General features: G+C 35.9%; 12 protein-coding genes. 8 read left to right on the top strand and 4 right to left on the bottom strand.

The window, feature by feature from the left end; translation table 11 throughout:
• Nucleotides 1-3: 3 nt before the first annotated feature.
• The 4 genes from lpxA (at nt 4) to ACFS6I_RS03905 (ending at nt 2709) form a co-directional block, all read left to right on the top strand.
• On the top strand, nt 4-792 hold the full coding sequence (gene lpxA / locus ACFS6I_RS03920; RefSeq protein ID WP_021191865.1) for an acyl-ACP--UDP-N-acetylglucosamine O-acyltransferase: 789 nt from the start codon (nt 4-6) through the stop codon (nt 790-792).
• Between the two features lie 11 nt (nt 793-803).
• The gene (locus ACFS6I_RS03915) at nt 804-1427 is read left to right on the top strand and encodes an ABC transporter ATP-binding protein (protein ID WP_380918299.1); all 624 of its coding nucleotides are present in this window, start codon (nt 804-806) and stop codon (nt 1425-1427) included.
• 75 nt (nt 1428-1502) lie between these two features.
• Nucleotides 1503-2063: an elongation factor P gene (gene efp, locus ACFS6I_RS03910; protein ID WP_380918297.1), complete on the top strand. Its 561-nt coding sequence runs from the start codon at nt 1503-1505 to the stop codon at nt 2061-2063.
• 73 nt (nt 2064-2136) lie between these two features.
• The gene (locus tag ACFS6I_RS03905; protein WP_380918295.1) at nt 2137-2709 is read left to right on the top strand and encodes a 5-formyltetrahydrofolate cyclo-ligase; all 573 of its coding nucleotides are present in this window, start codon (nt 2137-2139) and stop codon (nt 2707-2709) included.
• Nucleotides 2710-2744: 35 nt separating this feature from the next.
• Here the strand turns inward: ACFS6I_RS03905 and ACFS6I_RS03900 are convergent, their stop codons facing one another.
• Complete coding sequence (locus ACFS6I_RS03900; protein ID WP_021191862.1) at nt 2745-4037, bottom strand: HAD-IB family phosphatase; 1293 nt, start codon at nt 4035-4037, stop codon at nt 2745-2747.
• Between the two features lie 35 nt (nt 4038-4072).
• Nucleotides 4073-5038 (bottom strand): NAD-dependent epimerase/dehydratase family protein, encoded by a 966-nt coding sequence (locus ACFS6I_RS03895; protein WP_380918293.1) that lies wholly within the window; start codon nt 5036-5038, stop codon nt 4073-4075.
• Between the two features lie 108 nt (nt 5039-5146).
• Here ACFS6I_RS03895 and ACFS6I_RS03890 point away from each other — a divergent pair, with 108 nt between their 5' ends.
• The gene (locus ACFS6I_RS03890) at nt 5147-6331 is read left to right on the top strand and encodes a formimidoylglutamase (RefSeq protein WP_132843498.1); all 1185 of its coding nucleotides are present in this window, start codon (nt 5147-5149) and stop codon (nt 6329-6331) included.
• A gap of 46 nt (nt 6332-6377) precedes the next feature.
• The gene (gene rmuC / locus ACFS6I_RS03885) at nt 6378-7712 is read left to right on the top strand and encodes a DNA recombination protein RmuC (RefSeq protein ID WP_380918290.1); all 1335 of its coding nucleotides are present in this window, start codon (nt 6378-6380) and stop codon (nt 7710-7712) included.
• Here the strand turns inward: rmuC and ACFS6I_RS03880 are convergent.
• Nucleotides 7709-8809, bottom strand: a complete 1101-nt coding sequence (locus ACFS6I_RS03880; RefSeq protein WP_380918288.1) for a DUF4407 domain-containing protein — start codon at nt 8807-8809, stop codon at nt 7709-7711. The genes rmuC and ACFS6I_RS03880 overlap by 4 nt on opposite strands.
• 173 nt (nt 8810-8982) lie before the next feature.
• On the opposite strand from ACFS6I_RS03880, the gene ACFS6I_RS03875 reads away from it, so the two are divergent.
• Both ACFS6I_RS03875 and ACFS6I_RS03870 read left to right on the top strand, forming a co-directional pair.
• Nucleotides 8983-11094 carry a M3 family metallopeptidase gene (locus ACFS6I_RS03875; protein ID WP_380918286.1) on the top strand — a complete coding sequence of 704 codons (2112 nt, stop codon included), beginning with the start codon at nt 8983-8985 and terminating at the stop codon, nt 11092-11094.
• Between the two features lie 155 nt (nt 11095-11249).
• A complete protein-coding gene (locus ACFS6I_RS03870; RefSeq protein ID WP_031286983.1) occupies nt 11250-11570 on the top strand; it encodes a hypothetical protein in 321 nt (106 codons plus the stop codon).
• 205 nt (nt 11571-11775) lie between these two features.
• Here ACFS6I_RS03870 and ACFS6I_RS03865 read toward each other — a convergent pair whose 3' ends face one another.
• Nucleotides 11776-13161: a nucleotide sugar dehydrogenase gene (locus ACFS6I_RS03865; RefSeq protein WP_380918283.1), complete on the bottom strand. Its 1386-nt coding sequence runs from the start codon at nt 13159-13161 to the stop codon at nt 11776-11778.
• Nucleotides 13162-13219: the final 58 nt, after the last annotated feature.

Below are 13219 nucleotides of genomic sequence, written 5' to 3'. Positions count from 1 at the left end.
GAGATGATACAGCCGTTAGCTTATATACATCCAGAAGCAAAGATTGCTCAAAATGTTGTTGTAGAACCATTTGCTACTATCCATAGGGATGTAGTTATTGGGGAGGGAACGTGGATCGGTTCCAATGTGACAATTATGGATGGGGCACGTATTGGTAAAAATTGTAAAATTTATCCAGGAGCAGTTATTTCAGGTGAACCTCAAGATTTGAAGTTCGACGGTGAAATTACAACTGCTGAGATTGGGGATAATACTACTATTCGCGAATGCGTTACTATCAATAGAGGAACAAAAGATAAATTTAAAACAGTAATTGGAAAAAATTGCCTTATTCAGGCGTATAGTCATATTGCACACGATTGTACAATCGGTGATTACTGCATATTTTCAAATAGCAGTACACTAGCGGGACATATTACCGTAGGAGATTATGTAGTTTTGGCAGGTATGGTAGCAGTTCATCAATTCTGTACCATTGGATCGCATGCTTTCGTGACAGGTGGTACATTAGTAAGAAAAGATGTACCTCCGTTTATCAAAGCGGCACGTGAGCCTATTTCTTATGCAGGTATAAACTCTGTTGGATTAAGGAGAAGAGGCTTCTCAGAAGAGCAGATTGCTGAAATTCAAAATATTTATCGTGTTCTATTTGTTCAAAATAGAAATTTAACAAAAGCGGCGGCGATCATTGAGGCTGAATTTCAGGCAACTGAAATTCGTGACGAGATATTAGGTTTTATCCGCAACTCTAATCGAGGTGTTATTAAAGGATTTAATCAAAGGGCTGTCTAATTTTAGATCATTTGAAAATTATTTTAACAGATGTCGGTCGGCGTTATAATCGGGAATGGATTTTTAAACACATTACATATGAGTTTGAATCCGGAAAGTCATACGCCATACTTGGACCTAATGGTTCAGGAAAGTCCACTTTGTTAAAAGTGCTTTCGGGAAGTTTAGCGCCTTCTGCTGGAAGTATTTATTATGAAATGAGTGATAAAGCAGTGGATGTTGAGTCTGTTTTTCAATATCTTTCGCTCGCTACGCCCTATGTAGAATTAATAGAAGAATTTACGTTACGAGAGCAAATACAATTTCATTTTAAATTTAAGAATTATCTAAGCGGATATAGTGAACCTGAGGTTGTACAATTATTAGGTCTGGAAAATGCAATAGACAAAGAACTGAAATTTTTTTCATCAGGAATGAAGCAACGTGTCAAATTGGCTTTAGCTTGTTGCAGTGATTCTGCTTTCGTGTTATTGGATGAACCAACTAGTAATTTGGATACCGCTGGTGAAGGATGGTACTTAGAATTGGTTGATAAAACAAAGCGTGCAGATCGATTGTTTATCATTTGCTCCAACCAAGAGAAGGAATATAATTTTTGTGACCAGACCCTGTCTATTTCAGATTATAAAAGTTGATAATTATTAGATTTTTATTAAAAGATTAGATTTTGTAGTTTTGTGACTCAGAAAATAATTATAAAAGTTTAAATCATGGCAAAAGCATCAGACGTTAAGTCAGGAAATGTTTTAAGATTCAACGGTGAGTTAGTCGCTGTTGAGGAATTTATACATCGTACACCAGGTAATTTACGTGCTTTCTATCAAGCGAGAATGCGTAATGTGAAAACTGGTAAATTAGTAGAATACCGTTTTCGAGTTGACGAAAGTGTTGAGATTGCTCGTGTTGAAACAAACGATTATCAATATTTATATGAGGAGGGAGACTTTTTCGTTGTAATGGACAATACCACTTACGAACAGTTTAATATCCCTAAGTTCTTGTTTGGAACTTCGGCACGATTCTTGAAAGAGGGTATGAACGTAATTGTAGCATTTGAAAGTGATGAAGCAATTATGGCGCATGCTCCTAAAAGTGTTGAATTAGAAATAATATACACAGAGCCTGCAGTAAAGGGAGATACTTCAACAAATGCATTAAAAAATGCAACAGTGGAAACTGGAGTTGAAATTAAAGTACCTCTTTTTATTAATCAAGGAGATAAAGTAAGAATTGATACGCAAACAGGTGATTACATCGAGCGTGTTAAATAATATTAAGATTTAGGTTTAGGTTGATTATTCGGTCTTGTTAGCACCCAGCTGCAAGGCCGTTTTTTTTTGTATTATGATGACCAAAAATGAACTCAGGACATATTATCGGCATTTAAGATCGCAATTAGCTCCGTCGGAAGAGAGTGATCTAAATTTGGGTCTGTTAGAAAATTTAAAGCGTTTGGAATGGCAAAACGTGAAATTTTGTCATGTCTTTTTGCCAATACTGAAATTTCATGAACCTAATACGCTGCTACTCATTTCATATTTGCAGGATAAGTTTCCGGAGATTCAAATTGTTATCTCCAAATCGAATTTACAGTCTAATGTGATGAGTCATTATCTTTATGATGATAAGTTGGCATTAGCCCATAATCAATGGGGCATACTCGAACCTGTAGAAGGAGTTTATGTTGATGAAAAGAGTATTGACATGGTGCTGGTTCCCTTATTAATTTCAGATAAGGCTGGGAATCGGATTGGATATGGAAAAGGGTATTACGATCGCTTTTTATCTTTATGCAGACCTGATGTTCAAAAGGTCGGTCTTTCATTTTTTGAACCTATAGCGATAATCGAGGATATCGATCCGCACGATATTCCTTTGGATGTCTGTGTGACACCAAAAACAATATATTATTATTAAAATAAAAGCGGGAACTATAAGTTCCCGCTTTTATTTTAATATAAAATTCGAAATTTTATGGTATTCTGAACTTTTTTAAGTTGTTTGATTAAATCCCGGTCATATTCACCTTTGATATCCGTGACAGCATACCCTATATCAGCCTTAGTCATCAGAAATTGAGAAATGATATTGATATCATTTTGAGCATAGACAAGATTAATCTGCGCCATGATGCCAGGTACATTTTTATGGATATGAAGTAAACGTGTAACATCTTTTACTTTAGGAAGCAATAGATTTGGAAAATTGCGACTCATGTAGGTATCTCCATTATTAATGAAGTCGGCCATTCTTCTCGGAATAAATTCGGCGTTTCTCTTTTTGTCTTTTTTGTCATCAAAAACAACAATGCCTTTTGCATTGCAAATATCTTTGTTAAGATGATTTTTTGCATCACCTAAAACGCCAATCGTTTTGAGCTTATCGGCACGGGATAATTGATCTTCAGAAACAGAGATATCTTTTCCAAGTAAAAGCATGCCGACGTCTTTTGTATACTTTTCTTCAAAAGTGTCTTTCGTGCGCACAGAAAATCCATCTCTTTTTAATATATGAGAAGCAATTTCAGGAACCTCTCCGACGATCAGACAAAGAATCCGATTTTTAGGGTAGGAAATAGCGCGGGGTAAATTATTGACATATAGAAATTCATCAAAACTAGGTGTAATAAAATCCGCTTTTTCAGTGACTGTTTTTCTGGAAATATTTTCAGTAAATGCAAAGAATTTCTCAATAAGCCCAGATTCTTTTAATTGAAAATCAGAATACCCATCACCAATACCGTAAATAGTACCATCTATTTTTAATTCCTGTAGTAATTTTACTTTACCGCCTTCATCCGATAAAGGATTTGATTCGTCAAATCCGATGATATTATCATGTTCATCAAATATAAAGGTGTTCGCGTAGATATTTTCCTTTTTGATATTGTAAGGAATAACAACTGGCGTAATGAACTCTTTAAATCCTCCAGATACAATCCAAGCGGTGTCCGAATTTTTTTTGAAAAACTCTCTATTTCTTGAGAATGAAGTAGAGACTTTCTTTTTCAGGTGTGTAATAAGTTTGTCGAGATGACTTTTATTTGCTTGTAGTAATTGGACACGACCAGCTAATGCTTCACGAAATGAAAGTTTACCCTCCATTGCAAGATTGGTGTAGCGTTCAATTTCAAGATATATCTTTTCCCTGTCAGGATGATGTTCTAGCGAAATTTTTGCTAATTCGTCCAAAGCCTCTACTTGCGTAAAGGTACTGTCAAAATCAATGATGTAATAATTTTTCACGGTTTAGTTTGAGTTTAGGATTAGATTATTTATTGTCAATTATAGCGTACAGCTATCTCTTTTAAGGTCGTTTCTAAAGGTTTATATTCAAAAGCTAATGCTTGTTGTAATTTTGCATCTGTATAGGCTAGCTTCTCGCTAGACGCCCTAGCACTATCTTTTGTAAGTGTCGATTTTTCCTTTTTTATTGATGCAACTGCAGTCGCTAGCGTAGCTGCGATCATGAGTACAGCAGGGGGGACTGCTATTTTAGGAGCTGCTTTACCCATCAAGGCACTTGCCTTCTCCAGTAGTTCTTTATTGCTGAGGTTCACATTATTGATAATAAAACGTTCTCCTGATATATTTTTTAGTGCCATTAGATTGCGCATAATGGAAGCCACATCTTCGACATCAACCACACCAACTGTACCTGTTGGGTAATATTTTAATCCTTTTTTGATTAATGAAAATATCGCACCGGAACCTTTTGCACCAGAGGAAGCTCCAATGATAACAGATGGATTTACGATAACAGCATTTAAACCTTCTGCAATACCTCTCCAAACTTCCATTTCACTTTCATATTTTGAAATTGCGTAGTTGGATAACGAAGACTCATATTCCCAATAGTCTTTTTCACTAACAGGAGCTTGATTTTTACTGGATCCTAATGCAGCAACAGAACTGACATGAACAAGTCTGGCCTGATGTGCTAGACAAAGGTTGACAACATAAGCGGTCCCTTCAACATTTACTTTTTTCATGTTCGCCGCATCTTGTTTTTGGTAAGATACGACAGCGGCACAGTGGTACACCTCAGTGATATTTTGGAATGCTTCTTCAAGATCAAAGTAGTTACAAATATCAGCGTCAATCCATTGGATTAAAGACGATGATAATAGCTGTTCTGGAATTATCGAGTTTGAGCGTTTCGTAGCTATCACATCAATTCCTAAATCGATCAATTGCTTGATCAATGTAGCCCCTAAAAATCCGGTTCCTCCTGTTATTAATATCACATGTTAAAGATAACGTTAAAAATAATGTTTTCAAAAGTAAGTTAATAAATGGATATTTGTCTAAGGCAAGGTTTTAATTTTTGATTACCGTCAATACAAATTCATCATATGTCATTATCCGTTTTTTTTAGTCCGATTGTTACCCAAAAGCTATTTCCTGAAGAAGGATTTTTTCGTTCGCAACTTGGCAATGTTGTTCGTTTTTATGACAATCAATTTCCGACTTGGGATAAAGACGATAAGCCACAATTGGCTATAATTGGCGTAGAAGAAGATCGTGCTGCTGTTAATAATCAGGGCTGTGCAAAATCTCCTGATGCGATAAGAAAACATTTGTATCAGCTTTACCAAGGGGATTATGCAATCAACGCTGTTGATCTCGGTAATATTAAAGAGGGGGCAACGATAAAAGATACTTACGCAGCACTTAGAGCAGTTGTTGAAGAATTATTAGCCGATGATATCCTTCCTATAATAATTGGTGGTGGTCAGGATCTGACCTACGCACAATACTTAGGCTATCAAAATCTGGGGCAAAAGGTGGAAGTGGCCGTAATAGATGGTCGATTTGATCTGAACCAGGAAAGTGGTGAACAGGTTGCACTGGATTCAAGATCATATTTGAACCATATTATTCTGCACGAACCCGATTACTTATTTAATTTAAATAATATTGCATATCAGACCTATTTGGTAAGTAAAGAATCGCTGAATATGTACGATAAGTTATTCTTCAATGCTACTAGGCTCGGGGCAATAGCCGGTCGAATGGATCAATCTGAACCGCTGGTGCGAGCCGCTGATATGGTTAGTTTTGATATTGGAGCTATCCGTGCTTCTGAAGCTTCGGGCAATGCGAATGCAATGCCAAATGGTTTATTTGGCGATGAAGCCTGCCAGATTGCACGTTACGCAGGGATGTCAGATAAATGTTCTTCAATCGGGTTCTATGAATTTAACCCATCTTATGATCCCATGCAGCAAACAGCCATGTTGGTATCCCAGATGATCTGGTGCTTTATAGATGGCTTTTATAACCGTAAGCAAGATACCCCTTTATTACCAAAATCGTCTTATATTATCTATAGAACGACCCTGGAAAATGAGGAACATGAATTGGTATTTGTTAAAAGTAAAAAATCAGATCGCTGGTGGATGCAAGTTCCATATTTTGGGTCACGTTCTGTTAATGAAAGGTATCATCTAGTTCCTTGTCGATATGAGGACTATCAGATGGCTGTTACAGGTGAAATGCCTGACCTTTGGTGGCGAACTCATCAAAAGTTACAGTAGTTTTAATGGTCTGAAAAGACCATTTTTTATTTAGTTAAGTGAATTTATGGAAACAGTGTATATTATTATCGTTATCATTTTATTAGTTGTTCTAATTGTAATTTCTTTGAAAAAGAAGGATTCACATCTAGATGATAATCAGTGGAGACAGGAGAAGGAATTAATGGCAATAGAACTGGCAAAAGTGCAGCAACGTGAACAGAGTTTATTGCAAGAGCGGGCGATGTTGCGTGATGAACTGGAAAAAGAACGGGAGCATGTACTGATCGTTGAACGTTCTTTAGAGAGCACACGTTCTTTTTATGAGGCGCAGCAAGATAAGTTTCAGGAGCAGAAAGTGGAGATTGCTGCTATTAAAAGCCAATTTAATACCGAGTTTCAGGTCATTGCCAATAAAATTTTAGAAGAAAAGACACTTCGATTTACAGAAACCAATTCGAAGTCCATTGGATTGATTTTAGATCCTTTAAAAGAAAAAATCAAACTTTTTGAAGAGAAAGTGGATAAAACTTATTCGCAGGAAGCCGCAGAAAGAAACTCTTTGAAAGGTGTGGTGCAACAGCTGATGGAGCAAAGTTTGCGGATTAAGGATGAAGCGACCAACTTGACGCGTGCTCTTAAAGGTGACGCAAAGAAACAGGGAAATTGGGGCGAGGTAATCTTAGAACGTGTTCTGGAACGCTCGGGGCTTGTGAAGGATCGTGAATTTAGATTGCAGGCATCATTTACAGATATTGATGGGAGACGAATGCAACCCGATGCCATTATTGATTTGCCCGAAAATAAACATCTAATTGTCGATTCAAAAGTTTCTTTGATAGCTTACGAGCGTTGGGTAAATGCAGAAGATGATATCGATCGTGCAGTGTTCGCAAGACAGCATATTTTATCTGTGGAAAATCATGTCAAAGACCTTTCTGCAAAAAATTATCATGAATTGTATGGTATTGAATCTCCAGATTTTGTCTTACTCTTTATGCCGATAGAATCTGCTTTGAGTATGTCGGTTTCCGAAAAACCAGATCTTTTTAGTGATGCATGGGATAGAAAGGTCGTTATTGTAAGCCCATCTACGCTTTTAGCAACCTTACGTACCATAGCTAGTATCTGGAAACAAGAAAGACAGACACGTAATGTTATTGAAATTGCCAAGGAAGCCGGAGCACTTTATGACAAATTCCACGGATTTTTAACAGATATGGATCAAGTACAGGCACAATTGCAAAAAGCATTGAAAAGCCATGAAGATGCCTCTAAAAAACTATCTTTCGGCGCTGGTAATGTAATTAAGCGAGTGGAGAATCTGAAGAAATTAGGTGCTAAGGCAAATAAGCAAATTGATTCCAAATATTTAGATGAAGAAATAGAAGAAGAGGATTAAACCTCTTCTTCTATTTCTTCGTTCATTTTCTTAAGCCTTTTATTGATCGATATATCGATAGAAGCATCCTTTAAATGGTCTATAGCAGCTTTCTCCGTAACAGTATAAGCATCCGATTCATATTCATCGATTATGCGTTGATTGTAGATCGCCTTATCATAAGCATCTCTTCCTGAAAGAAGCTTAACGAATACCGGTAAACACTCAAGGAAAATAAAAAGTAATCCGATGAAAGTAACCGCATTTGCAGTTGCTTCATCCACTTGTCCGTTAGCTTTAAACTTAAGGTTTCCAAGTGCTGAATTTCGGTCAGCAAATCCAGCCAAATTAACAGCACTATCCAAACTCGCATTTGAAAGCCCTTTTTGATTTAATATACCTTCCGCTTTTTGTTTGTCAAGTATTAAGCGCTCCTTAGCTATAATTGAGCTACGTAAGCTGTCAAGATATACCGTTGATTTTTCTAATTCAAGTTCTTTTCGTTTTGCATACGGTCCGTATCCTACTACACCAGATGTTTCGGTTGTTTTATTACCGAAGATTTCAAAGTTGAGCTTTTGTCGATCGGCTTTGATTCTTGCATCAAGGGAATCCCTTTCTGTGGTAAGTGATTTAAGTTGAGTAAGATCAAGGGTATATTTTTTGTTAAAAATAATATTTAGACTGTCTATCTTAGCCCGTTCATTGGCAATATAGGTTGTCTTTAAATTTTCTCTTATTTCTTTGTCGAAAATTTTAAGCTCCAAAGGTCTTGAAATAACGATACCAATTAATATGGCAAGTAATATCCGCGGTAAAGCCTGTAAGAATTGAAAGCCACCTGTTTTCGATTTATTAATACTCAATACAATATAACGGTCCATATTGAAGATCATTAGACCCCATATGATACCAAATACAATTGCTAAAAGCCAATCCAGATAGGTTCCACTAAAAACAAAATACATAGCATAGCCACCAGAAAGGGAGGCAAAAAGACCCGTGAAGAAAATAGTAGCAGCAATAGCCACATACTTATTATGTTCTTGCGGATATTTTTTTAATGTCTCTTCATGTACACCTGCGCAGTACAAGAAAAAATGATTGATATTATTCATTAATGAAGATTTATGCTATGAGACAACAAAATTATAAAATAGTTTCAGTACTTTTCTGGTTATTACAATATTGTGATAAATATACAATACTTATTTTGATCTTTCTAAAAAGTATTACTTACACAAATATTTGTAACTTTGCCCAAATTATTGCGAGAATAAAAAGATATATAATGAAGAAAAAACGACTTTTGCCATTTTTTTTAATTGTGGCAACTGCCTTTGTTGGTTGCGAGGAAAAGAAACAAATGACAGATAATCCGCTATTATTAGCATATGATACTCCATTTAATGTTCCTCCATTTGATAAAATCAAAGACGAACATTTCAAACCAGCTTATGAAGAAGCTATTAAAGTTCATAATTTAGAAATTGATACAATTGTAAATAATACAGAAGAACCTACTTTTGAGAATACAATTTTAGCAATCGAAAATGCAGGAAGTTTACTAGGTAACGTTTCGCGTGTATTTGATAATTTAAGCAAGGCTAATACAAATGATAGTATTAATGCATTAGATAAAGAAATGGCTCCTATATTAACGGGTCATTACGATGAGATCTCAATGAATAGCAAATTATTCAATCGTATTAAAACAGTTTGGGATAAGAAATCATCATTGGGATTGGATGCTGAGGATCTTAAACTATTAGAGGATACTTATAAGAATTTTGTGCGTTCAGGGGCAAATTTAAAAGATGTTGATAAAACTAAATTAAAAAAAATCAATTCCGAATTAGCAGGGTTAACTGTTGATTTTGGACAGAATGTATTGGCCGAAACTAACGCATTTGAATTGATTATTGATAGTGCAAACCAATTAGATGGTTTACCAGAATCATTGAAATCTGCGGCCGCGGAAGAAGCAAAAGCTAAAGGAAAAGATGGGAAATGGTTATTTACTTTGCAGAATCCTTCTGTTATGCCATTCTTGCAATATGCTAAAAACAGAGATTTAAGAAAGCAAATTTGGGAAGCATATCAAATGCGTGGTAATAACGATAACGCAAATGATAATAAGGAAGTCCTTAGAAAAATAGCTAACCTACGTTTAGAAAAAGCTAAGTTACTAGGATATCCGTCATACGCAGCTTATGTATTGGAAGAGTCAATGGCCAAAAATCCTACTAATGTATATGCATTATTAAACAAACTATGGACACCTGCTCTTAATAAAGCAAAAGGCGAAGCGACTGATATTAATAAAGAAATTAAAGCTGAAGGTGGAAATTTTGAAGTAGCGCCTTATGACTGGAGTTACTATACTGAAATTATCCGTAAGAATAGATTTGCATTAAACGAGGATGAAATCAAACCGTACTTTAGTTTACCGACTGTGCGAGAAGGCGCATTTGCTGTTGCTAATAAATTATATGGATTAACTTTTGTTGCTTTAAATAATGTGCCAGTATACCATAAGGATGTTGAGGTATATGAAGTTAAGGACAAAGATGGCTCTCACTTAGGATTATTATATGCCGATTTCTTTCCTCGCGCTTCGAAAAGTAGCGGTGCTTGGATGACATCTTACCGTAATCAAAGTAAGAAAGAGGGAAAACGTAATGCACCTGTAATCTCGATCGTTTGTAATTTCACAAAACCTGTTGGTGACCAACCGGCATTATTAACTTTTGATGAAGCGAGTACTTTGTTTCATGAATTTGGACATGCCTTACATGGTTTATTATCAAATGTAAAATATAAAAGCTTAGCCGGAACGTCCGTTTCTAGAGATTTTGTAGAGCTTCCATCTCAGATTATGGAAAACTGGGCAGCAGACGCCGCGGTATTGAAAGAATATGCTAAGCATTATAAAACTAAAGAAGCAATTCCAGATTCTTTAATTGCTAAAATGGAGAAAGCAGGTACGTTTAATCAAGGCTTTGCAACTGTTGAATACCTTGCAGCTTCTTTGTTAGATATGAATTATCATGCTGCGACTACTCCTATAAAAGGTGATATCAATGCCTTTGAAAAGGAATCAATGAAGAAAATAGGTTTGATTGATGCTATTATTCCGCGTTATAGAAGTACTTATTTTAAACATATTTTTGAAGGAGGATATTCTGCAGGATATTATGCGTATATCTGGTCCGAAGTATTGGATTCGGATGCTTTTGCAGCTTTTAAAGAAAAGTCATTGTATGATCAGCCAACAGCAGATTCATTCCGCCGTAATATCTTAGAAAAAGGTGGTACAGGAGATCCTGCTCAGATGTACAAAATATTCAGAGGAGCGGAGCCAGATGCGAAATATTTGTTAATTAAGCGTGGCTTGAATTAAACACATAAAAAAACAAAAAAAAGGAGCAAAATTATTTTTGCTCCTTTTTTTGTTTTTTTATTCGTCAGATTCGGAATTAATCTTTACATTTGATTATTATTTATAATTAGTCTAAATACACACAAGGTATCATGTTTTAAATAAAAGCGAATCATATGTGTCAATCAGTCGTTCTCAGCCATAAAGGCAAATCTCATATCAGTTATTGCACGAAGTGTAAAACATTTTATATCTGGCAAGACTCTTTCCTATTAAGTTTAGGTTATCTTCAGTTTGAGTCCTTTGTTTCCGCAACGATGAGAAGTAATGTGAAAGGAAACTATTTTAGCTTTCCTGATGGTGATATGCGCGTATTGATTGATACACCTTGTCCAGAAATTGTTTTTGTTTTTAATGAAACCGAATGGAATGATTTTTCGGATGCACTGTCAGAATCCACTTACATGAGCGAAATATATCAGATGATGTCCAGCTAAAGATAAAAAGTCCTGTAGGCCTTTTCCACTTTCTTCTTCTATTCTTTTAAAAGGCTTTACAGGCACTATTAAAGTCCGATGTTCATTTATATACGAATCAAATAAATAATATTCGGACTTCTCTCGAACCCAATACATAAAAAATTGGTAAATAAAAAAGGGTTGTTTGAAAACAACCCTTTTTTTATTACAGAAATGCATAGACTTATTCGCCGATAGCATAATATTTAAATCCTAGATCTTCCAGGTACTTTCTGTTTAACAGTTTTCTGCCATCAAATATAAAAGCGGGTCGTTTCATTTGGTGTTTTATGGTGTACCAGTCATAGTTTTTAAACTCATCCCATTCCGTTAACACAGCAATAGCATGGGCGTCTTGGCATGCCTGAATGGGATCATTTACGACCTTTACAAGTGCTCTATTTTCTTCAGGACTTCTTGTATTTAAATAATCGAGATCAGCGTAGATACGTTCGGCTGTGACTTTAGGGTCGTATATCGTGATTTCAGCTTGTTCACTTAATAAGTAATCAGCAACGTAAATAGCTGCAGATTCTCTAGTGTCATTTGTATCCTTTTTAAAAGCCCATCCCAAGAATGTAATTTTCTTTCCTGATACTGTATTGTACAAAGTTTGGATGATATTATCTGCAAAGCGCTGTTTTTGGTGATCATTCATGATGATGACCTGATCCCAATAATCTGCGACTTCATTCAGACCATAACTTCTTGCAATATACACAAGGTTTAAAATATCCTTTTGAAAACAGGAACCGCCAAACCCAACAGATGCCTTTAAAAATTTTGAACCAATACGGGTATCCATGCCAATTGCTTTAGAAACTTCATCTACATTGGCACCTGTTTTTTCGCAGAGTTCAGAGATCGAATTTATCGATGAAACGCGTTGTGCCAAAAAGGCATTTGCCGTCAATTTAGATAATTCCGAAGACCATAAGTTAGTCGTCAAAATGTTAGTGTCAGGAACCCAATTTTGGTAAATTTTTACGAGCGTATCAATTGCTTCTTGATTTTCTCCACCAATTAACACGCGGTCCGGGGCTAATAAGTCTTGAATAGCAGTACCTTCGGCTAAAAATTCTGGATTGGATAGGATATGAAAATTAACACCATTGCCTGTATGGTCGAGAATACTTTTTAATGCTGCTGCAGTACGCACAGGTAAAGTAGATTTTTCGACAATAATCTTATCTGTTTTTGCAACAGAAGCAATTTGTCTCGCACATAATTCAATGTATTTGAGATCAGCAGCCATCCCTTTTCCTTTTCCGTAGTTTTTGGTAGGGGTATTGACAGAAATAAAAATCATATCTGCTTCATCTACAGCTTTATCGACATCAGTAGAGAAAAATAGATTACGACCTCTTGCCTCAGCGACAATCTGTGTTAGCCCTGGTTCGTAGACCGGAAGGTTATCCAAATTTTCGTCATTCCAGGCCGCAATACGTTCGACATTGACATCAACAATGGTGATTTGGATATGAGGACATTGTTGAGCAACAACAGACATCGTCGGTCCGCCTACATATCCAGCACCGATACAACAGATTTTTTTGATATTAAATGACATAGCTTTCTATTTCAGCATTCTTATGGTATTGCAAAAATAGTAAAATATTTAGTTTGGA

This window comes from Sphingobacterium anhuiense, from assembly GCF_042686355.1.
Classification (GTDB): Bacteria; Bacteroidota; Bacteroidia; order Sphingobacteriales; family Sphingobacteriaceae; genus Sphingobacterium; species Sphingobacterium anhuiense.
The sequence above is the reverse complement of the archived record's forward strand: the minus strand, read 5'-3'. Positions and strand labels throughout refer to the sequence as shown.

What these genes read in the sequence shown, in the direction of transcription:
- lpxA (WP_021191865.1), top strand. Translation starts at nt 4, where the DNA reads ATGATACAGCCGTTAGCTTATATACATCCAGAAGCAAAGATTGCTCAA.
- efp (WP_380918297.1), top strand. Translation starts at nt 1,503, where the DNA reads ATGGCAAAAGCATCAGACGTTAAGTCAGGAAATGTTTTAAGATTCAAC.
- ACFS6I_RS03905 (WP_380918295.1), top strand. Translation starts at nt 2,137, where the DNA reads ATGATGACCAAAAATGAACTCAGGACATATTATCGGCATTTAAGATCG.
- ACFS6I_RS03890 (WP_132843498.1), top strand. Translation starts at nt 5,147, where the DNA reads ATGTCATTATCCGTTTTTTTTAGTCCGATTGTTACCCAAAAGCTATTT.
- rmuC (WP_380918290.1), top strand. Translation starts at nt 6,378, where the DNA reads ATGGAAACAGTGTATATTATTATCGTTATCATTTTATTAGTTGTTCTA.
- ACFS6I_RS03880 (WP_380918288.1), bottom strand. Translation starts at nt 8,809, where the DNA reads ATGAATAATATCAATCATTTTTTCTTGTACTGCGCAGGTGTACATGAA.
- ACFS6I_RS03875 (WP_380918286.1), top strand. Translation starts at nt 8,983, where the DNA reads ATGAAGAAAAAACGACTTTTGCCATTTTTTTTAATTGTGGCAACTGCC.
- ACFS6I_RS03870 (WP_031286983.1), top strand. Translation starts at nt 11,250, where the DNA reads ATGTGTCAATCAGTCGTTCTCAGCCATAAAGGCAAATCTCATATCAGT.
- ACFS6I_RS03865 (WP_380918283.1), bottom strand. Translation starts at nt 13,161, where the DNA reads ATGTCATTTAATATCAAAAAAATCTGTTGTATCGGTGCTGGATATGTA.